Source organism: Propionibacterium ruminifibrarum (assembly GCF_900289195.1).
Classification (GTDB): Bacteria; Actinomycetota; Actinomycetes; order Propionibacteriales; family Propionibacteriaceae; genus Propionibacterium; species Propionibacterium ruminifibrarum.
This window is the reverse complement of the sequence record NZ_OMOH01000010.1, coordinates 16617-38331: the sequence shown is the minus strand read 5'-3', so window position 1 is coordinate 38331 and position 21715 is coordinate 16617. Positions and strand designations below refer to the sequence as shown.

At 69.4% G+C, this 21715-nt stretch carries 21 protein-coding genes and 1 tRNA gene; 16 read left to right on the top strand and 6 right to left on the bottom strand.

Annotated features, from left to right (window positions below):
- Positions 1–6: 6 nt before the first annotated feature.
- On the bottom strand, positions 7–996 hold the full coding sequence (locus tag PROPJV5_RS10505; protein ID WP_239018471.1) for an ABC transporter substrate-binding protein: 990 nt from the start codon (positions 994–996) through the stop codon (positions 7–9).
- Positions 997–1091: 95 nt separating this feature from the next.
- On the opposite strand from PROPJV5_RS10505, the gene PROPJV5_RS10500 reads away from it, so the two are divergent.
- From PROPJV5_RS10500 to PROPJV5_RS10480, 5 genes are all read left to right on the top strand, one after another.
- A complete protein-coding gene (locus PROPJV5_RS10500; protein WP_119716350.1) occupies positions 1092–1475 on the top strand; it encodes a YraN family protein in 384 nt (127 codons plus the stop codon).
- Complete coding sequence (locus PROPJV5_RS10495; RefSeq protein WP_119716307.1) at positions 1472–3007, top strand: YifB family Mg chelatase-like AAA ATPase; 1536 nt, start codon at positions 1472–1474, stop codon at positions 3005–3007. Before PROPJV5_RS10500 ends, PROPJV5_RS10495 begins: the two co-directional genes overlap by 4 nt.
- Positions 3004–4164 (top strand): DNA-processing protein DprA, encoded by a 1161-nt coding sequence (gene dprA, locus PROPJV5_RS10490; RefSeq protein ID WP_119716306.1) that lies wholly within the window; start codon positions 3004–3006, stop codon positions 4162–4164. The genes PROPJV5_RS10495 and dprA overlap by 4 nt, the downstream gene beginning before the upstream one ends.
- A gap of 228 nt (positions 4165–4392) precedes the next feature.
- Entirely contained in the window at positions 4393–5715 is a 1323-nt protein-coding gene (locus PROPJV5_RS10485) for a TrpB-like pyridoxal phosphate-dependent enzyme (RefSeq protein WP_119716349.1), read from the top strand.
- A 2-nt stretch (positions 5716–5717) separates the two neighbouring features.
- Complete coding sequence (locus PROPJV5_RS10480; RefSeq protein ID WP_182858689.1) at positions 5718–6086, top strand: NifB/NifX family molybdenum-iron cluster-binding protein; 369 nt, start codon at positions 5718–5720, stop codon at positions 6084–6086.
- A gap of 73 nt (positions 6087–6159) precedes the next feature.
- Here PROPJV5_RS10480 and PROPJV5_RS10475 read toward each other — a convergent pair whose 3' ends face one another.
- Together PROPJV5_RS10475 and PROPJV5_RS10470 are read right to left on the bottom strand one after the other, a co-directional pair.
- The gene (locus PROPJV5_RS10475; RefSeq protein WP_119716305.1) at positions 6160–7014 is read right to left on the bottom strand and encodes an undecaprenyl-diphosphate phosphatase; all 855 of its coding nucleotides are present in this window, start codon (positions 7012–7014) and stop codon (positions 6160–6162) included.
- 1229 nt (positions 7015–8243) lie between these two features.
- Positions 8244–8330, bottom strand: a tRNA-Leu gene (locus tag PROPJV5_RS10470).
- A 164-nt stretch (positions 8331–8494) separates the two neighbouring features.
- On the opposite strand from PROPJV5_RS10470, the gene PROPJV5_RS10465 reads away from it, so the two are divergent.
- Entirely contained in the window at positions 8495–8743 is a 249-nt protein-coding gene (locus PROPJV5_RS10465; protein ID WP_275403715.1) for a DUF5703 family protein, read from the top strand.
- Between the two features lie 56 nt (positions 8744–8799).
- On the opposite strand, the gene PROPJV5_RS10460 is transcribed toward PROPJV5_RS10465, so the two are convergent.
- The gene (locus PROPJV5_RS10460; RefSeq protein WP_119716346.1) at positions 8800–9786 is read right to left on the bottom strand and encodes an aldo/keto reductase; all 987 of its coding nucleotides are present in this window, start codon (positions 9784–9786) and stop codon (positions 8800–8802) included.
- Between the two features lie 80 nt (positions 9787–9866).
- On the opposite strand from PROPJV5_RS10460, the gene mshC reads away from it, so the two are divergent.
- Complete coding sequence (mshC, locus tag PROPJV5_RS10455; protein ID WP_119716304.1) at positions 9867–11129, top strand: cysteine--1-D-myo-inosityl 2-amino-2-deoxy-alpha-D-glucopyranoside ligase; 1263 nt, start codon at positions 9867–9869, stop codon at positions 11127–11129.
- Between the two features lie 124 nt (positions 11130–11253).
- On the opposite strand, the gene ftsH is transcribed toward mshC, so the two are convergent.
- Complete coding sequence (gene ftsH / locus PROPJV5_RS10450; RefSeq protein ID WP_119716303.1) at positions 11254–13419, bottom strand: ATP-dependent zinc metalloprotease FtsH; 2166 nt, start codon at positions 13417–13419, stop codon at positions 11254–11256.
- Positions 13420–13532: 113 nt separating this feature from the next.
- On the opposite strand from ftsH, the gene PROPJV5_RS10445 reads away from it, so the two are divergent.
- Together PROPJV5_RS10445 and hisG are read left to right on the top strand one after the other, a co-directional pair.
- Positions 13533–13799 (top strand): phosphoribosyl-ATP diphosphatase, encoded by a 267-nt coding sequence (locus PROPJV5_RS10445; RefSeq protein ID WP_119716302.1) that lies wholly within the window; start codon positions 13533–13535, stop codon positions 13797–13799.
- A 49-nt stretch (positions 13800–13848) separates the two neighbouring features.
- Entirely contained in the window at positions 13849–14727 is an 879-nt protein-coding gene (hisG, locus tag PROPJV5_RS10440; RefSeq protein WP_119716301.1) for an ATP phosphoribosyltransferase, read from the top strand.
- Between the two features lie 45 nt (positions 14728–14772).
- Here the strand turns inward: hisG and PROPJV5_RS10435 are convergent, their stop codons facing one another.
- Positions 14773–15255 carry a hypothetical protein gene (locus PROPJV5_RS10435; protein ID WP_119716300.1) on the bottom strand — a complete coding sequence of 161 codons (483 nt, stop codon included), beginning with the start codon at positions 15253–15255 and terminating at the stop codon, positions 14773–14775.
- Positions 15256–15566: 311 nt separating this feature from the next.
- Here PROPJV5_RS10435 and infC point away from each other — a divergent pair, with 311 nt between their 5' ends.
- From infC to pheT, 7 genes are all read left to right on the top strand, one after another.
- Entirely contained in the window at positions 15567–16265 is a 699-nt protein-coding gene (gene infC, locus PROPJV5_RS10430; protein ID WP_119716299.1) for a translation initiation factor IF-3, read from the top strand.
- 72 nt (positions 16266–16337) lie between these two features.
- On the top strand, positions 16338–16532 hold the full coding sequence (gene rpmI, locus PROPJV5_RS10425; RefSeq protein WP_119716298.1) for a 50S ribosomal protein L35: 195 nt from the start codon (positions 16338–16340) through the stop codon (positions 16530–16532).
- 45 nt (positions 16533–16577) lie between these two features.
- Entirely contained in the window at positions 16578–16949 is a 372-nt protein-coding gene (rplT, locus tag PROPJV5_RS10420; RefSeq protein WP_119716297.1) for a 50S ribosomal protein L20, read from the top strand.
- A gap of 19 nt (positions 16950–16968) precedes the next feature.
- The gene (locus PROPJV5_RS10415; protein WP_119716296.1) at positions 16969–17781 is read left to right on the top strand and encodes a TrmH family RNA methyltransferase; all 813 of its coding nucleotides are present in this window, start codon (positions 16969–16971) and stop codon (positions 17779–17781) included.
- A complete protein-coding gene (locus tag PROPJV5_RS13055) occupies positions 17778–17900 on the top strand; it encodes a hypothetical protein (protein ID WP_275403714.1) in 123 nt (40 codons plus the stop codon). Before PROPJV5_RS10415 ends, PROPJV5_RS13055 begins: the two co-directional genes overlap by 4 nt.
- 139 nt (positions 17901–18039) lie before the next feature.
- The gene (gene pheS / locus PROPJV5_RS10410; RefSeq protein WP_119716295.1) at positions 18040–19134 is read left to right on the top strand and encodes a phenylalanine--tRNA ligase subunit alpha; all 1095 of its coding nucleotides are present in this window, start codon (positions 18040–18042) and stop codon (positions 19132–19134) included.
- A complete protein-coding gene (pheT, locus tag PROPJV5_RS10405; protein WP_119716294.1) occupies positions 19131–21659 on the top strand; it encodes a phenylalanine--tRNA ligase subunit beta in 2529 nt (842 codons plus the stop codon). The genes pheS and pheT overlap by 4 nt, the downstream gene beginning before the upstream one ends.
- Positions 21660–21715 lie beyond the last annotated feature (56 nt).

Here is a 21715-nt window from a genome sequence, read left to right as displayed (position 1 = left end):
GCTCGTTCACTTCTCGATGGCGGCCAATGCCTCGGCGAGCGCCTGCGCCCCGGCTCCCGTGCCCGCGCCGCTCACCTTGATCTGCTCGCTGGGCATCACGATGTAGCGGTTGGACTGGCCCGCGGGCGTGGTGGCCAGTGTCGGGAACGCCGCCTCGAATCCTTCGATGCCGCCCCAGGCCTCGAGGTCACCGTCACCCATGACGATGACGTCCGGCGCCGCCTGGAGCAGTCCCTCATCGCTGTACTCCACCGAGTACCCGGTCAGCCCCATCTCGACACCCACGTCGATCGCGCCCACCGCGGAGACGATGTCCGCCGCCGCCGTGCCGCTGCCGACCACGGAGTTCTGCCCGCCGGCCCCGGTGGCCGTGACGACGAGCACGCGAAGGCCCTGCGCGGACGAGTCGGCCGCCGAGGCATTCGCCTCGTCGAGCTGGGTCTGGACGGCGTCGGCGAGCTGCTCACCGGCCTCGGCGTCCCCGATGTAGCTGCCGACGGCCCGGATCTTGTCCGGCACCGACAACTTGTTGTCCACGACGACCGCTGGGACGCCGGCGTCCCGGAACTGCCCGGCGACACCGGAGTGGCGCTGCAGCTGGTTGCCGATGAAGAGCGAACCGTCGACGGACAGCAGGCCCTCCGTGCCGGTCTTCTGGCTGTACTCGTACTGGACCGGTGCGCTGGTCGCCGCCTCGGCGACGCTGTTCGTCGGTGCGGCGTAGACATCGTCCGCGAGGCCCATGGCCGCCATGATGTCGGCGATGTCCTCACCACCCACGATCACCTTCGAGACGTCGGTGACGGTGACGCTCGTGGGAAGCTGCGGGTCGGCGGTGACGCTGGGGATGTCCGTGCCCTCGACCCATGACCAGCCCTCGGGCAGCGCCATGTGCGTGGACGTGGGCGTCGGTGAGGCGTTCGCCGAATCATCGCCCGACGACGTGTCGGATGAACTGCAGCCGCTCAGCAACGTCATGGACAGGACCAGCCCCATGGCCGTGGCATCCTCGCGCCGGTCGGTCGCGGTTCCCTGTGGACAACTGATACGGGGTGCGGGGACGGATCACACTCCTGCCGGAGGTGGTGACGATGAGCGCTGGATCGCTGGACACCAGGTCGGTGGGGCGCCGTGGCGAGGACCTCGCCGCCGAGTACCTCGAGCGGCTCGGGTGGCGCATCATCGACCGGAACTGGCGGTGCAGCGCCGGCGAGGTCGATCTGGTGGCCCACGATCCCGGTGATGACGCCGTCGTCCTCGTCGAGGTGAAGTACCGCACCGGTACCGGCTACGGGTCCCCGCTCGAGGCCATCACGCACACCAAGCGCAGGCATCTTCGGGCCGTCTGCGGTGCCTGGCTGCGAGAGCACCGGCCGTGGCTGGCTGCCGGCACGCAGGTGCGGGTCGACGCCCTCGGCATCGTCAAGGCGCCCGGCCGCCGGGCCGAGTTCACCCATGTGCGGGGGCTGTCATGAGCACCGCATCGGCATGGTCCATCGCCCTCATCGGCGTCCAGGGCACCCTCGTCGAGGTCGAGGCGGCGCTGGGGGCCGGACTGCCCCGTACCGTGCTCGTCGGGCTCCCCGACTCGGCCCTGTACGAGGCCCGGGACCGCTGCCGGGCGGCCGTGGCCGGTGCCGGACTGCCATGGCCCGACAGGCTCCTGACGATCAACCTCACCCCCGCCAGCCTGCCCAAATCCGGCAGCCACTACGACGTGGCGATCGTCGCGGCCGTACTGGCCTGCTCCGAGCTGGTTCCCCGCACGGTCGCGTCATCGTCGGTGCTCCTCGGGGAACTGGGTCTGGACGGTCGGGTCCGGGCCGTGCGAGGCGTCCTGCCGGCGCTCCTGGCCGCCCGCACGGCGGGAATCGAGCGTGCCATCGTCCCGGCGGATCAGATCGGCGAGGCCGAACTCGTCAGCGGCATGACCGTCTGGGGCGTTCGCGACCTGGCCGATCTGGTCGAGGCGCTCCACGGGCGCCCCGTGCTCCACGATGCGCGTCAACGGACCCCGGACGAACCCGCCGCCCAGCCGGATCTAGTCGATGTGCTCGGCCAGGGCCACGCCCGGTGGGCCCTTGAGGTCTCGGCGGCGGGCGGGCACCATCTCTTCCTCCACGGGCCGCCGGGCACCGGCAAGACGATGCTCGCCCGGCGTCTGCCCGGAATCCTGCCGGTCCTCGACGACGAACAGGCCCTCGAGGTCTCGGCCATCCACTCGCTCGCCGGCGAGGAACTGCCCGGGGGCCTCATCCGGCGTGCCCCGTTCGCGGACCCGCACCACGGTGCGACCGTCGCGGCCATGGTCGGCGGAGGCTCACGCGTCGCACGCCCCGGAGCCATCTCGCTGGCCCACCAGGGGGTCCTCTTCCTCGACGAGGCGCCGGAGTTCTCCCCGCAGGTGCTCGACGCCCTGCGCACGCCGCTGGAGTCCGGTCGTATCACCATCGCGCGTTCGGTGATGTCGGTCACCTATCCGGCGCGATTCCAGCTGGTCCTGGCAGCCAACCCCTGCCCGTGTGGCAACCACGGCGTGCCCGGGGCCGAGTGCCGGTGCACGCCCATGGCGGTGCGCCGGTACGCCCAGCGGATCAGCGGGCCGGTGCTCGACCGCATCGACCTCCACGTCCAGGTCACGGGCGAGGACACCCTGCCCATGACACTGGCGATGAGCGGGCAGCAGGGCGAGAGCTCCGCGTGCGTCCTCGGTAGGGTCATCGAGGCGCGTCACCGCCAGACCGAGCGGCTGGCCGGCACGCCCTGGGCCCTGAACGCCCACGTCCCCGGCTCCCACCTGCGTCGGGAACTGCCTCCGGTCGACGACGGCGAACTCCTCGACCGCGCGCTGGCCAGGGGCATCGTCTCGGCCCGCGGTATCGACAAGATCCTGCGCATCGCATGGACCATCGCCGATCTCGCAGGGCACGACAGGGTCACCCGAGACGATGTCGCGGCAGCCGTGGGTCTGCGCAGCGGTGAACTCTGGGCGGGGGCCGCGGCATGACCGGCGGCACCACGACGACCTCCTGGACTCCCGAACGGCGCGCCAGGGCCGCGCTCACGTTCATCTGCGAGCCGGGCAAACCCGACCTGTCCCGGCTCGTCGCGGAACAGGGCGCCCCGGCCGTTGTCGAGGCACTCGTCTCGGCGAGCGACGGTGCGGTGTGGACCCGACGGGCCCGTTCCCTCGACCTCGACGCCCTCATCGCCCGCGCGCAGGACATCGGCGCGCGGCTGGTCATTCCCGGTGACGACGAGTGGCCCCCGGGCCTGGCAGGGCTGGACCGCGTGGAACCCGTCGGCGGCATGTGCGGAGCACCACTGGCCCTGTGGGTCAGGGGTCGCCGGAGGCTCGACGAGGTCCTGCCCGCCGACGGCAAGGCCCTGGCGGTCGTCGGGGCGAGGGCGTGCACGCGGTACGGGCAGGTCGCCGCCACCGACCTCGCCTTCCAGCTGGCCGGCCGGTTCCCCATCGTCAGCGGCGGCGCCTACGGCATCGACATCGCGGCCCACAAGGGGGCGCTCACCGCGAACGCGCCGACGCTGGCCGTCATGGCCGGCGGTCTCGACGAGTGGTACCCGAGGGGCAACACCAAGATCTTCGAGCAGATCCTCGACCAGTGGGCGGTCATTTCCGAGTTGCCGCCCGGGATGCGCCCCACCCGCCCGGGCTTCCTCGCCCGCAACAGGCTCATCGCGGCCCTGGCCGCCGGCGTGGTCGTCGTCGAAGCCGCAGCCCGCTCCGGGGCGGTCAACACGGCGCGCTGGGCGGGAGCCCTCGGGCGAATTGTCATGGCCGTCCCCGGGCCGGTCACGTCGGGTATGAGTGAGACCCCGCACCGGCTCATCCGCGATCACGAGGCCGAACTCGTCGCAGGAGCCGATGACGTGAGAGCGCTGCTCTGCGACCCCGGCGAGCAGCCGGAGCCGCTCCCCAGCACGCCGGCCAGGCTGCTCGATGGCCTCGACCCCGGACTTCTGGCCGTCCGTGAGGCGCTGCCGGGGCGGGGGAGCCTCACCGTCGACGAACTGGCCGCACGGGCACGGTGCACGAGCCGCACGTGCGCCGGGGCACTGGTCGAACTGGAACTGCTCGGCCTGGTCGAGCAGCAGGCGCCCGGCCGGTGGAGGCTCAGCAGGCCCGCCCGGTCTGCCCGGTGAGGCCCCTGAAGCCGCCCCGTGCTCTGGAGCACGGACGTCCCCCCCCCGGGGGCGTGGAGGGGCCAAGCGCTGAGGGCCCGGGCGCCGGACCACACGTCCGCGTGGACGCGGATGAGGCGGGGCACGGCCCACTGGTTAGGATGAACCGTCAGGTGCGCAGAGCCGCACCAGGACGACGGAGTCCGTGCCCTGCGGTCTCGTCGACGGGTGACCAAGGAGGAGCGCCACGTGAGTCAGAACACCGGAGGACCAGCTGAGTTCGATCACGCAGCTGTGCCCAGCCTCGGCATCGACGTTCCCGCGCAGGTGCCGACGCACTGGTACAACATGAACGCCGATTTCCCAGAGCCCCTGCCGCCGGCCCTCAACCCGGCCACCGATGAGCCCGTCGTGCCCGAAGATCTTGAGCCGCTGTTCGCCAGGTCCCTCATCGCCCAGGAGCTCAGCACCGAGCGCTACCTCGAGATCCCCCAGCCGGTCCGCGAGGTCTACGCCCTGTGGCGCCCCAGCCCGCTGCGCCGCGCCGTCCGTCTGGAGCGCGCCCTGGGCACCAGGGCGAAGATCTACTACAAGTACGAGGGCGTGAGCCCCTGCGGCTCTCACAAGCCCAACAGCTCCGTGCCGCAGGCCTACTTCAACAAGATCGAGGGCATCGAGCGCCTGACCACCGAGACCGGGGCGGGCCAGTGGGGCGCCTCGCTGGCCTTCGCCTGCGCCCTGTTCGGCATGACCTCACAGACCTGGCAGGTGCGCACCTCGTACGAGCAGAAGCCCTACCGGCACATCCAGATGGGGGTCTATGGCTCCCAGTGCTACTCCTCGCCCTCCGAACTGACCGAGTCCGGTCGCCGGATGCGTGAGCAGTTCCCCGACACCACCGGTTCGCTCGGGATGGCGATCTCCGAGGCCGTCGAGGTAGCCGCCAACGACCCGGGCACCCACTATGCGCTGGGGAGCGTGCTCAACCACGTCATGATCCACCAGAGCGTCATCGGTCTCGAACTGCTCGACCAGCTCAGCCAAGCCGGTGAGGAACAGGCCGACGTCGTCTTCGCCTGTGCCGGCGGCGGCTCGAACGCTGCGGGCATCATCTTCCCCCTCCTCGGCCAGAACCTGCGGGAGGGTTCGACGACGCGTTTCGTCGCCGTCGAACCGGCCGCCTGCCCGTCGATGACCAAGGGCGAGTACCGGTACGACTTCGGTGATGTCGCCGGCATGACCCCCAAGCTCAAGATGTACACGCTCGGCACCGACTTCGTGCCCCCGGCCATCCACGCCGGTGGCCTACGCTACCACGGCATGAGCCCCATGGTCAGTCATGCCGTACACCTCGGGCTCATCGAGCCGACCGCTGTCGAGCAGGACCGCTCCTTCGACGCGGGCATCACCTTCGCCCGCACCGAGGGCATCATCCCGGCCCCGGAGTCCACGCACGCCATCGCCGGGGCCCTGGACTATGCGGTCAGCGAGGCGAGGGACGGCGAGGTCATCGTCATCGGCGTCTCCGGCAACGGCGTCCTGGACCTGGCCGCCTATGACGGTAAGTTCTGACCATGACCAATGCCACCGATCGCCTCGTCGTCGCCCTCGCCATGGACCCCGCCGACGCGCCCTGTGGGCTCGGCCGGGCCCCACGCATGGCCGTCGCCATCGTCGAGAACGGCAGGCTCACTGACTGGCGTGTCGAGGAGACCAACTGGGACGTCCTCCACGATCAAGGCGGGCACGGGCAGCACCATGCCCGCATCGTGCGTTTCATGCGCGACAACGGTGTCGACGTCGTTGCCGCCGGGCACATGGGCCAGCCCATGGTGAACACGCTCGACAAGCTGGGGGTGTCCGTCGTGGTCGGTGTCCCCGCCGACATGGCTCCACGACAGGCCGTCGTGGCCGCCGTCGAGGCGCTTGCCCAGGGCGACTGAATCTCCTACGAGAACCGTGATGGGGCCGGCCCCGCTATGGGGGCCGGCCTCATCATGCGTGGGTCTTTGGGCGTCAGGCCGTGACCACGCCCAGCATGAGCAGGACGATGATCACCGCGGCCAGGATGACGCGGTAGACGATGAAACCGGTGAACTTGTTGCTCGAGACGAACTTCAGCAGCCAGGCGATCGAGAAGTAGGCCACGACGAGCGAGACCAGGGTTGCCACGATGGTGGGCGTCCAGCCGATGGCCGTGCCGCCTGGGCTGGCCGTCGTGATGTCGGAGGCCGCGGTGATGGCTTCGTAGATGCCGGCGGCCACGAGAGCCGGGATGCCCATGTAGAACGACAGGCGGGTGGCCGTCTCGCGGGTGTATCCGCGGAAGAGGCCCGCGGAGATCGTCGCCCCCGAACGGGAGATGCCGGGGAACAGGGGTGCGAGGGCCTGGAACAGGCCGATGACGAGAGCATCCTTGATGCCGACGTCCTTCATCTCGCGGGTCAGGTCCTTGCGCCGGTCGGCCGCGGCCATGGCGATGCTCCACAGCAGCAGAGCCGCCGCGATGACCCACAGCGAGCTCAGGGCCCCCTCGATGAAGTCCTTGAACAGCAGCCCGACGACGGCGACGGGGATGGAGCCGATGATGATGCCCCAGCCGAGCGTGTAATCGGGATCCTCGCGACTCTCCTTGTGGGTGAGACCACGGAACCACGCGGCGATGATGCGGACGATGTCCTTCCAGAAGTAGATGATCGCCGCGAGGATCGCACCGACCTGGATGATGGCGGTGAAGGCGGTGATGCCGACACCTTGGATGTCATAGCCGAGCAGCTTCTCCACGATGCGAAGGTGACCGGTGCTGGATACGGGCAGGAACTCGGTGATGCCCTCGACGATGCCGAGAAGGATTGCGTGAAGAAGGTTCATGGATTCCTTTGCGATCGGGGTGCCATGGAGCTGGCCGGGCGCCGTCCCAGCCTAGCCGCTGGAGCCAGTCGGCCCGGGCCCGCACCATGTGCGCGACCCGGGCCGGACGTCCTCAACCCGCCTGGGGGTGCGCGGGGAGGCCCAGCTGTGAACAGTGCTCGGCATGGGGGTGGGCCTGGCCAATCCGCCGCTGGGGGTGGGCCTCTGGAGGATCCCGACCTCTCGCCGAGGGGTGGTGCTGACGGCGGGGGTGTCACCGACCAGCACTGCGACGATCTGCCGGGCGCCGGTTCCTCTCAGACCCATGCGCGGCGGATATGGGGGTGGGTGGCACAATGCCAAGCACCGTTCACAGCTTCAGGTTGCGGCTTTCTAACGAAAACCACAGAAAACAGTGTAGACGATCCTCTGAGTGAAAACCAGTCGATCCTGCAAGTCCTAGGGTTCAATAAGGGTAAATCTCTCGAGAATCAGGGTTGTTCCCCAATTGGATCAAAAAAATATTCGGCGTCAAGGGGGTTAGGCCGAAATTATTCGTGATAAATTTTCTGTGAGCAGCCTTGGGGACAGGGTGATCCAGTAGGGGAATGCTGTGAGTACCTTCACAGCTTTGCCGGGGTCTGGCGCGGGAAGGCGTCACGGGGCGGGTGTTCGGTGAGGTCCGTGACGGCCGGCTGGTGTGCCCTGGCTGCGGGTGTCCCTGGCAGCGCGGCCGGCGGCGCATCGTTGGTGCCAAGGTCGCATCGGCCGGATCGGCCGGCGGCGGTTCTCGGGAGAGAGCATGCGCCACTGCAGTCGCAGATCGGGGACGGCGACGAGCATGTGTCCTGGGCTGGCAGGGCTGCTCGGCGGAGGACCGAGTGGAGAGGGAGGGCAGCATGATGCCCCGGCGTAGTGGCGTGAGCGAGTGAAGGCACGGCTCGACCGGATCCTCCCGATGGATGGCATCGACACGATGACGGACCGGATCACCCGCAAGCCGGGGCGTCCGCCGGCGACGTGATCGCGACGCTCCGGGGTGTCCCGCATGATCGGTTCTGTCGCTCCGGTGTGGTGTGGGTGACTCAGGTCTGGATCGGTGTGGACTCGTGAGGCCGGGCTGTGGGCTGCGGCGTGCACCGACCATGCGTCGAACATGGCGCGATGTGGCTCGATTCGACATGGTCCGGCAGTACACCGAGAACAGTAAAACCCCTAGTCGATTGGGTCTGACTAGGGGTCCCAGCGAGTGTCCGAGAGAGGACTTGAACCTCCATGGCCTAAAAGCGGCCACTAGCACCTCAAGCTAGCGCGTCTACCAATTCCGCCACCCGGACATCGTCGCGGCTGACCGCAACGAAAATGAATGTTACCAGAGTCTCGGGGTTGAACGCGAATCAGGGGTCCGTGGGTTTGCGCTCCACGCCGGCCATGATCGGCGGGCGTTGACCAGCTGAATACGATCAGAGCATCGTGGTTCGAGAACGGACAGGGGGTCTTCGTGGACGGCGGTACGGACCACATCACCTCGGTGAAGCTGACCCGGCAGATGCGCGGCGGGGTCGAGTACGAGGTGCAGCAGATCAGGCTCGCCCGTTGGGTGACCCGGAACCAGACGCGACGCATCCTCACCGAGCAGGCCCAGCACAACGGCTGGGAGCTGTGGCGGCTGCGCCGCTACCGGGACGGTTCACGCGAGGTCTGGCTGCGACGAAAGATCATCCGCGCCCGCCTCACCGTTTTCGTGTGAACCAGCCGGGGCGGCCTGCTTCCTCGGCTCGGCGGGCGCCGACGGGACGGGTAGGTTCAGTCGCCCGCCCCCTGGCGGGTCCGGGCCTGATTGGGTCCGCCCGTCACGTCATCGAGAGCGGAGACGATCGGTTCGGGCAGGGTGACGGATTCAAGGTCGAGATACGGCTCGAGCTGGTCGACGGTGCGCGCACCGAGCAGGGGCGCGGTGACGCCTGGGGCGTCGCGCACCCACAGCAACGCGGTCTGGGCGGGGGTGAGCCCCAGGCCATCCGCGGCCCGGGCCACTGCGTCGACGACGATGCGGCTGCGTGACTCGAGGTAGGGCTCGACGAACCAGCTGAAGTGGTCCTTGGCCCCACGGGAGTCGCGCGGAACGCTCCTGCGGTACTTGCCCGTGAGCACGCCCCGGCCGATGGGGGACCATGCGAAGAGGCCCATGTCGTGTGCGACGAGCGCCGGGACCACCTCGACCTCGGCCCGCCGGGCCAGGAGCGAGTACTCGACCTGGCCGCTCACGAGAGGGGCGCGCCCGGGCACGGCCTTCTGCCATGCGGCCGCTGTGCCCACCTGCCAGCCGATGTAGTTGCAGACACCGACATAGCGCGCCATGCCAGAACTCACGGCGGTGTCGAGCGCGGTCAGTGTCTCCTCGTACGGGGTCTGCCCCCACGCGTGCACCTGCCACAGGTCGACGTGATCGGTGCGGAGACGACGCAGGGAACCGGCCAGGTCATCGAGCATCGCCTTGCGCGAGGTGTCGACCAGCTGGCGGCCGTCACGGAAACCGAAACCGGCCTTGGTCGCGATGACCAGGTCGTCCCGTCGCACGCGGGTCCGGACGATCCGGCCGAGCATCTTCTCGGCCGCTCCGCCGCCGTAGGCCGGTGCCGTGTCGATGAGGGTGCCACCGGCCTCGACGAAGCGTTCGACGAGGCTCTCGGCCGTGTGCAGGTCGGTGTCGGCGCCCCAGGTCATGGTGCCGAGCCCCAGCCTGCTGACCACCAGCCCCGAGGCCCCCACCGTGCGCGTCTTCACCGAAATCTCCTGCCCCACGGGCCTGGCTGATGCCCGTCATGTGTGCCTCCAGGCGACAGCCTAGTGGGCACAGGTATTTTGAGGGCATGTACGCATGGCCAACCGTTGAGGTCCCCACGATCCCTGACACTCCGAGCAGTTACCGGGTGCCGGAGCGGGTGAGTCTGGTCACCACGAATGACAGGGCGCTGACCCCGGTCGGTCCCGAGCATGGTGTCGCCGGCCTGTACGTGTGCGGCATCACCCCGTATGACGCGACCCACCTCGGGCACGCGTTCACCTATGTCATGTTCGACGTGCTGAACCGTGCGTGGCGCGATGCCGGGCTCACGGTCCGGTACGCCCAGAACGTCACCGATGTGGACGACCCACTGCTGGAACGCGCCGCCGCGACCGGCGTCGACTGGCGTGAACTGGCAGTCGACCAGATCGACCTGTTCCGCTCCGACATGACCGCGCTGCGAGTCCTGCCCCCCGACTGGTACGTGCCCGCCACCTCCATCATCGAGGAGGTCACCACCCTGGTGGACAGGCTCGCCGAATCCGGGCTCATCTACCAGGTCGATGACCCCGAGCACCCCGACTGGTACTTCCGTACCGCCGAGGCTCCCGGGTTCGGCACCGAGAGCCATCTCGGACGCGCCGCCATGCTCACCGAGTTCGCCGAGCACGGCGGCGACCCCGAGCGGCCGGGCAAGAAGGACGCCCTCGACTGCCTCGTCTGGCGGCTCGAGCGACCCGGGGAACCGGCGTGGGACTCCTCCCTGGGCCGCGGCCGTCCCGGCTGGCACATCGAGTGCACGGCCATCGCGCTGAACCGGCTCGGCGCGGCCTTCGCCGTCCAGGGTGGCGGTCGCGACCTGGCCTTCCCGCACCATGAGATGTGCGCGGCCGAAGCCATCGCCGCCACCGGGAAACCATTCGCCGAGGCCTATGCCCACGTCGGAATGGTCGGCATGGATGGCGAGAAGATGAGCAAGTCGCTCGGCAATCTTGAGCTCGTCAGCCGCCTGACGGCCGGCGGCGCCGATCCGATGGCCATCCGGTTGGCGCTGCTCAGCCATCACTACCGTGGCGACTGGGAATGGACCGCCGAGCAGCTCGGCGCTGCCCAGCGCCGCCTGGACGCCTGGCGCGCTGCGGTCCGGGCCGATCGCGGCACGAGCGCCGTGCCGGTCATCGCCGACCTGCGCCGTTCGCTGCGCAATGACCTGGACACCCCGACCGCCCTGGCGGTCATCGATGAGTGGAGCTCGGCGGTGCTCGCCGGTGACGGGCAGGACGAGGAGGCCCCCGGTCAGGTGGCGGCGGCCGTCGATGCCCTGCTGGGCGTGGAACTGATCCGCTGACAGGCCGACCGCCTGGCGAACCCACCGCGGTGGGTGCCCGCCGGGCCGGTGCGACACCGGGGCACTTGCCGAAGTGGGCCCGGCCCAGAAGGGCCGGGCCCACTCATGGGTCGGGGCGCGTGCGTCAACCGATCGGCGGTAGCGGACCCCGGCCGGAGTCATCGCCGCCGAACCCGGACGGTCCGTCCGACGGCTGCGGCGGGGGCAGCGTGGCCAGCTCATCGTCGCTGGGACGAGCGGCCGCCTTGTCCGCCGGTGCGTCCTTGGTCGGGTGCTCGATACCGGCGGCCGCGTAGACCTCGGCCTCGTCAAGGGTCTCCCTCAGGAGCAGCTGGCCGGCGATCGCGTCGAGCTGCGAGCGGTGCTCACGCAGAAGCGTGACGGCCTGCTCGTGGCACTCCTCGATGATGCGACGAACCTCCTCGTCGACCGTCGCGAGTGTCGCATCGGAGATGCCGAGCTGGTGCGGGTCGGCGTCCTGCGGGAGCACCGTCACCGGGCCGACCTTCTCGCTCATACCCCAGCGACCGACCATCTGCCGGGCGATGTTGGTGGCCTGGGTGAGGTCGGACTCGGCTCCGGTGGTGGTGACGCCGAAGACCGCGTCCTCGGCCGCCATGCCGCCCAGCGCGCCGACGATGCGGCCGCGCAGGTACTCCTCGTCGTAGCCGTACTTGTCGGTGTCGGGCGTCGACAGCGTGACGCCGAGGGCCTGGCCGCGCGGGATGATCGAGACCTTGCGCACCGGGTCCGCGCCCTTCTGGAGCATGCCGAGCAGGGCGTGCCCGCCCTCGTGGTAGGCCGTCCGGCGCTTCTCGTCATCGGGGATGACCACCGAACGGGCGACGCCGAGCTGGATCTGCTCGAGCGCATTGGTGAAGTCGCGCTGGTAGACGGCCTGGTCCGAGCGGCGAGCGGCCTGGAGGGCGGCCTCGTTGGCGAGGTTGGCCAGGTCTGCGCCGGTCATGCCGGGTGTCGAGGCGGCGATCCGTGACAGGTCGACGTCGGGGGCCATCGGGATCTCGCGAGTGTGCACCTTGAGGATCGACTCGCGGCCCTTCTGGTCGGGGGCGCTGACCGTGATGACACGGTCGAAGCGGCCCGGACGGGTGAGCGCGGGATCGAGCACGTCGGCGCGGTTGGTCGCCCCCATGACGATGACGCCCTCGGTGCCGTCGAAGCCGTCCATCTCGGTGAGGATCTGGTTCAGCGTCTGCTCGCGTTCGTCGTTACCGCCCATCGCGCGGTTGGAGGCGCGCGACCGGCCGATCGCATCGATCTCGTCGATGAAGATGATCGAGGGCGCCGTCTTGCGCGCCTCGTCGAACAACTGCCGCACGCGCTGGGCGCCCACGCCGACGATCATCTCGATGAACTCCGAGGCCGAGGCCGAGTAGAAGGGCACATCGGCCTCACCGGCGGTGGCGCGGGCCAGCAGCGTCTTGCCCGTGCCCGGCTCGCCCTCGAGCAGGACGCCCTTGGGGGCCCGGGCACCGACCCGGCGGTACTTCTCGGGATTGCGCAGGAAGTCGACGATCTGGCTGACCTCTTCCTGGACCTCGTCGATGCCTGCGACGTCGGAGAAGTTCACCCTGACGACGTCCTTGCGGACCGGCTTCACGTCACGGCCCATGCCGCCGAGCCCGCCCAGGCCACCGCCCTTGGACATGCGATTCATGAACCACAGGTAGATGCCGATGAGCAGTAGCCATGGGCCGAAGGCCATGAGGATGCTCGCCAGTGGGCTCATGCTCTCGACCGTGGAACTCGCCGAGACGGTGACTCCGTACGCGTTGAGCAGGGCGAGCAGGTTGTCCTCGGCCCAGGTCGGGCGTTCGGTGGTGAACTGCGTGTACTGCTGGCCGGCCTTGGCCTCGGAGTCCTCCGGAACGGTGCGGGACTCCTTCAGCTTGCCGTCGATCGTGTCACCGGTGGCGTGGACGATCTCGACGTTGCCCTCTTTGACCTGGGTGACGAACTCGTTGTAGCTGATCTGCGGCGGCTTGCGCGACTCGTTGTACCAGCTGACGGCGGCCAGCATGATGGCGAGCAGCACGAGCCACGGCGCGATGCGGACCCACAGCGGTCGCTTGGGCCGCTCACCGTCATCGCCGGGCAGACCCTCGGTGTGCCACGGCTTGGGCGAGTCGAGCGGCGGGGGGCCGGAAGGCGCCTCGCTCCGCCATTTCTTCCGGGACGTGTCCTTGTCGCGCGGAGGATCCTGAGCGGACAGACCGTTCTGCCCGCCTCGGCCCACGCGTTCAGGGGAGGGCGACGACTCTCGTGCCATGAACACCTCCTGTCAATGCATATCGATAGTAGGTGCGTCGGCCGACAAAATCCCGTCGCCGCCGCACAGCGGCCTCGTCCGGGCCTCGTCTGGGGCTGGGCTAGGCTGGCGCGGTGAGCAAGAGTTTTGATCAGCTGTTCGCCGAACTGACACGGACGGCTGCCCAGCGCCCGGCGGGCTCCGGTACCGTCGCCAAGCTGGACGAGGGCACCCACGCCATCGGCAAGAAGGTGGTCGAGGAGGCGTCCGAGGTCTGGATGGCCGCCGAGTACCAGTCACGTGAGCAGCTGGCCGAGGAGATCAGCCAGCTCCTGTACTGGGCGCAGGTCATGATGATCGACAAGGGACTCGCCCTGGACGACGTCTACCGTTACCTGTGACAGGCCTGCTCGAAGACCTCTCCCCGCGGCCGCGGGGCCGCGACCACCGATGAAGGATCCCGTTGTGAGTGAAGACACACTGATGCGCATCGCCGTGCCCAACAAGGGCGCCCTGGCAGCCGCTGCGGCGCAGATGCTCCACGAGGCCGGGTACGTGCAGCGCAGCGACTCCAAGGAACTCGTCCTGGCCGATGAGGAGAACGGCGTCGAGTTCTACTACCTGCGCCCGCGCGACATCGCCGTCTACGTGGGGGAGGGCACCCTCGACCTGGGCATCACCGGCCGTGACATGCTCGTCGACTCCGGGGCCGCCGCCAGCGAGATCCTCTCGCTCGGTTTCGGTGTCAGCCGTTTCCGCTTCGCCGCCCCGAAGGAGGCCGGCTACCGGCTGACCGATCTGCAGGGCAAACGCATCGCCACCAGCTACCCGGGTCTGCTCAGCCGCTACCTCGCCGAGCACGGCATCGAGGCCCGTCTCGTCCACCTGGATGGTGCGGTCGAGTCGAGCATCGCGCTCGGCGTCGCCGACGCGATCGCCGACGTCGTCGAGACGGGCACGACGCTGCGCAAGGCGGGGCTGGAACTCTTCGGCGAACCGATCCTCAAGAGCGAGGGCATCCTCATCCGCCGCAACTCCGGTGAGATCGACGCCACGGCCCTCGACCACTTCACCCGTCGGCTGTCGAGCGTCCTCGTGGCCCGTGACTACGTCCTCATGGATTATGACTGCCCGACCGGGGTGCTCGACAGGGCCACCGAACTGACACCCGGCTACGCCGCCCCGACCATCACCGAACTGGCGCGCCCCCATTGGGTCGCGGTGCGTGCCATGGTGCGCCGCGGTGATGCTCAGCGGCTCATGGACGAGCTGTGGGACCTCGGCGCCCGCGCGATCCTCGTGACCGAACTCGGGGCCTGCCGGCTCTGAATGGGCGGTCGAACCCGGACGGGTCGATCGAGGACGGGACCGCCCTCACGTGATGCCGCGGCGCTCCAGGATCGTGGTGATCTCGTCCTCGTCCAGGTCGCTCGGAGCCGGCTCACTGCCCGGGGTCGAGCCCGACGGGACGGCGGGGGTCGTGGCCGAAGCGCCCGTGGTGACACCCAGGCGCTTCTGCATGGCGGCCTCACGGCGTCGTTTTCCCTCGGCGCGGCTGACGCCGCTCATGAACGAGGCGATGACGTAGAGGAGCACACCCAGGCCTGCGCAGATGATGCCGGCCCACATCATGGTGTCCAGGTCCTGTCCGCGCGCCCAGTCCACGAGGCCGCGGGCGGCATCGGCCAGGAGTTCCATCACGCCGGTCAGCCAGGCGCCGACGAAGAAGACCGAGACGGCGAGACCGCGCAGCAGGGCACGGCCGCTGCGGCGGCTCCGCCATCCGAGGACGGCGTACAACAGGCCGAGGACGACCAGCGCGGCCGAGACGACGAGAGCAAGGGTCTGGGCATTCATGACTCAAGACTGTCACACGAACGTTCCCGTGGCCCGAGCCCGTGCGGTGGCCGGTCGATTTCGTTCCCGGGTCGGTGTCATCTAGACTTGAGGAGTTGACCGGTGTCCGAGGACACCATCAGTACGCAAGTGGAGGCCTGATCTCCCACCTTGCCGCGCGGTGCGTGGCGGGTCAGTTCCAGTGCAGGACGCGCGGCTGCCCGAGCAGCCCGGCCGGGGCCCTTCCCCCGACGGCGTCCGGTCCGGACACGTCCAGGCCTTCACCCGCGGGTGAAGGCCTTCTTCGTCCACCGGTCACGACGGTCACATCATTGGAGGACATAATCAGCAACGAACTGCGCATCAACGAGCGCATCCGTGTTCCCGAGGTTCGCCTCGTCGGACCCAATGGCGAGCAGATCGGCATCGTCCGCGTCGAGCAGGCGATGCAGCTTGCCCGCGAACAGGACCTCGACCTCGTGGAGGTCGCGGCGAATGCGCGCCCGCCCGTCTGCAAACTCATGGACTACGGCAAGTTCAAGTACGAGAACGCTCAGAAGGCCCGCGAGTCCCGCCGCAACCAGTCCAACACCGTCGTCAAGGAGATGAAGCTCCGTCCCAAGATCGACGAGCACGACTACGAGACCAAGAAGGGCCACGTCGTCCGCTTCCTCCGCGGCGGCGACAAGGTCAAGATCACCATCATGTTCAGGGGCCGCGAGCAGTCGCGCCCAGAACTCGGTCTCACCCTGCTCAAGCGCCTGGCCGATGACGTCGTCGAGGACGGTGTCGTCGAGCAGAGCCCGAGGCAGGAGGGGCGCAACATGCACATGGTGCTGACCCCCACGCGCAAGAAGAGCGAGGCCCGTACCGAGCAGGAGGCGGAGAAGGCCCGCAAACAGGCCCGGCGCGCCGACGAGGCGGCCGCCGAGAAGGCCGAGGAGGCCCGGCTGCGCGCCGAGGCCAGGAAGCAGCCCAAGAAGAAGAAGCGGGGCCCGGCCGACAACATGGACCCCGATGTCGATCTGTGACCCGCAGATCGCCGAGACCTCGAAAACCAGCTGACGTCGGTGGACGTCGGACGATAGTGAATGGAGCGACAGATGCCCAAGATGAAGACGCACTCCGGTGCCAAGAAGCGTTTCAAGGTGACCGGTAGCGGCAAGCTCATGCACGCCCGCGCCGGCAAGGCCCACCTGAACGAGCACAAGCCCACCAGGCGCACCCGGCGTCTCTCGGTGGACGCACCGCTCGGCAAGGCCGACGCCAAGAAGGCCCGCAGGATGCTCGGCATCTGAGCCGACGGGCTCCCTCACCGTTCGTTCAATCCAAGGAGTACAACCATGGCACGCGTCAAGCGCGCAGTGAATGCGAAGAAGAAGCGCCGCGAGATCCTTGAGCAGGCATCGGGATACCGCGGCCAGCGGTCCCGCCTCTACCGCAAGGCCAAGGAGCAGGTGCTTCACTCTGGCACCTACTCGTTCCGTGACCGCAAGGCCAGGAAGGGCGATTTCCGTTCGCTGTGGATCCAGCGCATCAACGCCGCGTCACGGGCCGAGGGCATGACCTACAACCGTTTCATCAACGGTCTGAAGAACGCCGGGGTCGAGGTCGACCGCAAGATCCTGGCCGATCTCGCCGTCAGTGATCCGAACGCGTTCTCGGCCCTGGTGAAGGTCGCCAAGGAGAACCAGCCCGCCGCCGGCGCAGCCTGATCCGGCTGCGGACGAAACCATGAAGGTCGAGTCGGACCCGGACGTCCCCCTCATCTCGAGAAGGGCGCTGGGTTCGGCTCGTCGTCTGCTGCGACGGAAGACCCGCGCCGAGACGGGCCTGTTCCTCGCCGAGGGCGCCCAGGTCGTGCGTGAGGCGCTGAAGCGCCCCGGCGTGGTCGTCACGCTCGTCGTCGACGACCCGGAGCATCACGGTGAACTCATCCAGATGGCCGGCGGCGTCGAGGTGGTGCGCGCAGCCCCCGAGGATCTGCGCACCCTGTGCGACACGGTCACGCCGCAGGGCGTCGTGGCGGTCTGCCGCTGGCCCCGGGCGCGCCTGGAGCAGGTGCAGCGCCCCCGCCTCGTCGTCATCTGCGCCCAAGTGCGTGATCCCGGTAACGCCGGCACCATCGTGCGGTGCGCCGACGCCTTCGGCGCGGACGCCGTGATCTGCACCCGCGGGTCGGTCGACGTCACCAACCCCAAGACGGTGCGCGCCTCGGTCGGCAGCCTCTTCCACCTGCCCGTCATCACCGACGCGGACCTCGGCGAGACGATCGAATGGGCCCATGCCCAGGCCATGACGGTGCTGGCCGCCGACGGCGGCGGGACCGCCCTCGACGAGCTCGACGCCCGGGGCGACCTGGCCCGTCCGGTCGCGTGGCTGATGGGGAACGAGGCCTGGGGGCTGCCCGATGAGCAGCTCGCCGTCGCCGACCAGGTGGCGGCCGTGCCGATGTGGGGCCAGGCCGAGAGCCTCAACGTGTCGACCGCGGCGGCGATCTGCCTGTACGCCACGGCCAGCGCCCAGCGGAGGGAGCCGTCCCGGTGACCACCCTCGTCGACGTGCTCATGATCGTTCTCATGAGTGCCGCTGCCGTCGCAGCGGGAGGACTGTTCTGGCTCGGGCGCCGGCAGTCGCATCGAGGCCGGGGCGGCGACGGGACGTGACGTCCGCGAAGGGCCGGGCCAGGCCCGTCGGCCGAGTCCCGCCCTCTGACGTGAGGGCGGGGACGGGCCGACCGGCCCCTAGACTTGTCGGGTGAGGCCGGCCGCGGGCCGACCCCGCAGAGTGAAAGAGGGGAAGTCCATGTCAGGGCCAGACAGCGCCAGTGAGCCGCTGGACCAGAGCCAGGTCGAGCAGATGGTGAGCGATGCCCTCGAGGCCATCGCCGCCGCAGCCGATTCGGCCGAACTCAAAACGGTGCGCCTGGCGCACGCCGCGGACAAGTCGCCGCTGGCGCTCGCCAACCGCCGCATCGGCACCATGCCGAAGGACCAGCGCAGGGACGCCGGGAAACTCATCGGCCAGGCCCGAGGCCGTGTCAACCAGGCCCTCGCCGCCCGCGCGGCCGAACTCGAGGCCGCCGAACTCGCCGCGCGTCTCGAGGCCGAGCGCGTCGACGTGACCCTCCCGGTGGCGGAGCACCCGGTGGGTGCCGAGCACCCGCTGACCGCCCTCATCAACCGCATGTGCGATGTCTTCGTCGCCATGGGCTGGGAGGTGGCCGAAGGACCCGAGCTCGAGGCCGAGTGGCTCAACTTCGACGCGCTGAACTTCACCCCCGACCACCCGGCACGGTTCCAGAGCGACACCCTCTTCGTCGACCCGCCGTCCGCCCACAAGATCCTGCGCACCCAGACCTCGCCGGTCCAGGTACGGGCCCTGCTCGAACGCGAGTTGCCGGTCTACGTCGTCAGCCCGGGCAAGGTCTTCCGCGCCGACGAGTACGACGCGACCCACCTGCCGGTCTTCCACCAGTTGGAGGGCCTGGCCGTCGACAAGGGCCTCACGATGGGCGATCTCAAGGGCACCCTCGACCACCTCGCCAAGGCCATGTTCGGCGACACCCGGACTCGGCTGCGCCCCCACTACTTCCCATTCACCGAACCCAGCGCCGAGGTCGACCTGGAGTGCTACGTCTGCCACGGCGACTCGGTCGGCAACCCCGACCGCCCCTGCCGGACCTGCCGCAGCGAGGGCTGGATCGAATGGGTCGGCTGCGGCGTCGTCAACCCGCGCGTGCTGGCGGCCGCCGGCATCAATACGAACGTCTACTCCGGCTTCGCCTTCGGGATAGGCGTCGACCGTACCGTCATGTTCCGCAACAACGCCCCCGATCTTCGCGACTTCGTCGAGGGCGACGTCAGATTCAGCCGTTCGCTGCTGGGAGGTGCACGATGAGGGTGCCGATGAGCTGGCTCCGCGACCTCGTGGAGTTCCCGCACGGCGTGACCACGTCCCAGGTGGCGGATGTCTTCACGCGCCTGGGCCTGCAGGTCGAGCACGTCGAGACCGTCGGCGTCGACCTCGCCGGCCCGATCGTCATCGGCCGGGTCCTGGACTTCGTCGAGGAGCCCCAGAAGAACGGCAAGACCATCCGCTGGTGCCGCGTCGACGTGGGCCCGCTGAACGAGTCCGACGCCAATCCCGAGATCACCGGCGCGCGCGGCATCGTCTGCGGCGCCCTGAACTTCGCCAAGGGCGACTACGTGGTGGTCTCCCTGCCCGGCGCCGTGCTGGCGGGCGGCTTCACGATCAGCGCCCGAAAGACCTACGGTCACATGAGTGACGGCATGATCTGCGCCGCCGATGAACTCGGCACGGGGGAGGACCACGCCGGCATCATCGTGCTGCCGCCCGCCGAGGCCGCCAGGGCCGGTCTCGGCTCGGATGCGCTGCCGCTGCTCGGGCTGCCCGACGACGTCCTCGACATCGACGTGACCCCCGACCTCGGTTACGCCCTGTCGATGCGCGGCCTGGCCCGTGAGGCCGCGCAGGCCTTCGACGTGCCCTACAACGACCTGTACTCGCGCCGTGTTCCGGAGCAGGCCCAGGGCGCCTACCCGGTGCGCATCGACTCGCAGGACTGCCAGCTGTTCGTCACCCTGTGCGTCAACGGCATCGACTCCCACGCCCCCACCCCGATGTGGATGCGGCACCGGCTGGAGGCCAGCGGCATGCGGTCGATCAGCCTGCCGGTCGACATCACCAACTACGTGATGCTCGAGTCCGGTCAGCCGCTGCACGGATACGACGCCGACGCCCTGCTCGGCCCGATCGTCGTGCGCAAGGCCCATGACGGTGAGAGGCTCACGACCCTCGACGACGTCGAGCGCGCCCTGTCCACCGACGACCTGCTCATCACCGACGACTCGGGCCCCATCGGCCTGGCCGGCGTCATGGGAGGACAGACCACCGAGCTGAGCGACACGACGACGAATGTGGTCATCGAGGCGGCTCACTTCTCGCCGGGCACGATCGGACGCACCTACCGCCTCCACAAGCTGCCCTCGGAGGCCTCCAGGCGCTTCGAGCGCACAGTGGACCCCGGTGTGGCCTGCGCCGCGGCCCGCATGGCGGCCCGTCTGTTCGCCGAACTCGCCGGCGGCACGATCGCCGAGGGCACCACCGTGGCCGGGCAGGTGCCGGCCACGCCGACCCAGACGATCGACGTCAACCTGCCCGCCCGCATCCTGGGCGCCCGCATCGACCCGGACCGCGTCGTCGAGGTCTTCGAGAAGGCCGGCATCACGGTCAGGCGCAAGAAGAACGAGATGCTGGAACTGACCCCGCCCACGTGGCGCACGGATCTGCGCGACCCCTACGACTACGTCGAGGAGATCGGCCGCAAGCTCGGTCTGGACATCATCGAACCCAGGGTGCCGCGCGCCGCCGCCGGCCGCGGCCTCAGCCCGGCCCAGCGCGCCCGCCGTGCGGTCAACGCCGCGGTGGCCCAGGCCGGTTTCGTCGAGGTCATCACGCTGCCGTTCGTCGCCGACGACGAGCCCGACCGGCTCGGACTGCCCGCCGACAGCGACCAGCGCCGTCTGGTGCGGCTCGCCAACCCACTGGCCGACACCGCCCCGAATCTGCGCACCGGGCTGCTGCCCGGCCTGTTCTCGGCCGTCGTGCGCAACACGTCGCGCGGACACGACGACCTGGCCCTCTTCGAGGCCGGCTCGGTCTTCTGGGCCGGCTCGGACGCCACCGCCCCGATGCCCGAGGTCACCCATCGTCCCAGCGACGCCGAGATCGCCGCGATCGAGGAGTCCCTGCCCGCACAGCCCCGTATGATCGCCGCCGTCCTCACCGGCCAGTGGCTGCCCGCCACCTGGAACCGGGCCGCCGTCCAGGCCGACTGGACCCATGCCGTGCACTTCGCCCAGACCGCGGCGCACGCGCTCGGTCTTCGCCTGGAGCGTCGCGCCGCGGCGATCGCGCCATGGCATCCCGGCCGCTGCGCCGAGCTGGCGGTACGCGACGCCGCCGGCGAGCCGGTCGTCATCGGTGCCGCCGGCGAGCTGCACCCGGACGTCATCAGGACCTATGGTCTGCCGGCCCGCACTTGCGCCGTCGAGATCAACCTCGACCGGCTCGTGTCCTGCGCCCCCGACGGCGGGCAGATCGCGGCGTTGAGCGGCTTCCCCCTCGCCAAGGAGGACGTCGCCCTCATCGTCAGTGAGAAGGTCGCGGCATCCGATGTCGAGGCCGCCCTGGTCGAGGGGGCCGGCGAGCTGCTCGAGTCGATCGCGTTGTTCGACGTCTTCCGCGGTCCGCAGATCGGCGAGGGCCGCAAGTCGCTCGCCTACAACCTGAGGTTCCGCGGCGATGGTCGCACACTCACCCACTCCGATGTCGCGGTCGCCCGTGACAACGCAATTGGCCTCGTCGTTGAGCGGTTCGACGCAGTCTGGCGCGAGGCCTGAACAACCAGCATCCGACGCGACCGGTCTGCGCCGCGGTCTCTCGGGGCCGCGGCGCT

Excerpts from the sequence above, each read along its gene's own strand:
- PROPJV5_RS10505 (WP_239018471.1), bottom strand. The coding sequence starts at position 996 with ATGGGGCTGGTCCTGTCCATGACGTTGCTGAGCGGCTGCAGTTCATCC.
- PROPJV5_RS10500 (WP_119716350.1), top strand. The coding sequence starts at position 1,092 with ATGAGCGCTGGATCGCTGGACACCAGGTCGGTGGGGCGCCGTGGCGAG.
- PROPJV5_RS10495 (WP_119716307.1), top strand. The coding sequence starts at position 1,472 with ATGAGCACCGCATCGGCATGGTCCATCGCCCTCATCGGCGTCCAGGGC.
- dprA (WP_119716306.1), top strand. The coding sequence starts at position 3,004 with ATGACCGGCGGCACCACGACGACCTCCTGGACTCCCGAACGGCGCGCC.
- PROPJV5_RS10480 (WP_182858689.1), top strand. The coding sequence starts at position 5,718 with ATGACCAATGCCACCGATCGCCTCGTCGTCGCCCTCGCCATGGACCCC.
- PROPJV5_RS10475 (WP_119716305.1), bottom strand. The coding sequence starts at position 7,014 with ATGAACCTTCTTCACGCAATCCTTCTCGGCATCGTCGAGGGCATCACC.
- mshC (WP_119716304.1), top strand. The coding sequence starts at position 9,867 with ATGTACGCATGGCCAACCGTTGAGGTCCCCACGATCCCTGACACTCCG.
- ftsH (WP_119716303.1), bottom strand. The coding sequence starts at position 13,419 with ATGGCACGAGAGTCGTCGCCCTCCCCTGAACGCGTGGGCCGAGGCGGG.
- hisG (WP_119716301.1), top strand. The coding sequence starts at position 13,849 with ATGAAGGATCCCGTTGTGAGTGAAGACACACTGATGCGCATCGCCGTG.
- PROPJV5_RS10435 (WP_119716300.1), bottom strand. The coding sequence starts at position 15,255 with ATGAATGCCCAGACCCTTGCTCTCGTCGTCTCGGCCGCGCTGGTCGTC.
- rpmI (WP_119716298.1), top strand. The coding sequence starts at position 16,338 with ATGCCCAAGATGAAGACGCACTCCGGTGCCAAGAAGCGTTTCAAGGTG.
- rplT (WP_119716297.1), top strand. The coding sequence starts at position 16,578 with ATGGCACGCGTCAAGCGCGCAGTGAATGCGAAGAAGAAGCGCCGCGAG.
- PROPJV5_RS10415 (WP_119716296.1), top strand. The coding sequence starts at position 16,969 with ATGAAGGTCGAGTCGGACCCGGACGTCCCCCTCATCTCGAGAAGGGCG.
- pheS (WP_119716295.1), top strand. The coding sequence starts at position 18,040 with ATGTCAGGGCCAGACAGCGCCAGTGAGCCGCTGGACCAGAGCCAGGTC.
- pheT (WP_119716294.1), top strand. The coding sequence starts at position 19,131 with ATGAGGGTGCCGATGAGCTGGCTCCGCGACCTCGTGGAGTTCCCGCAC.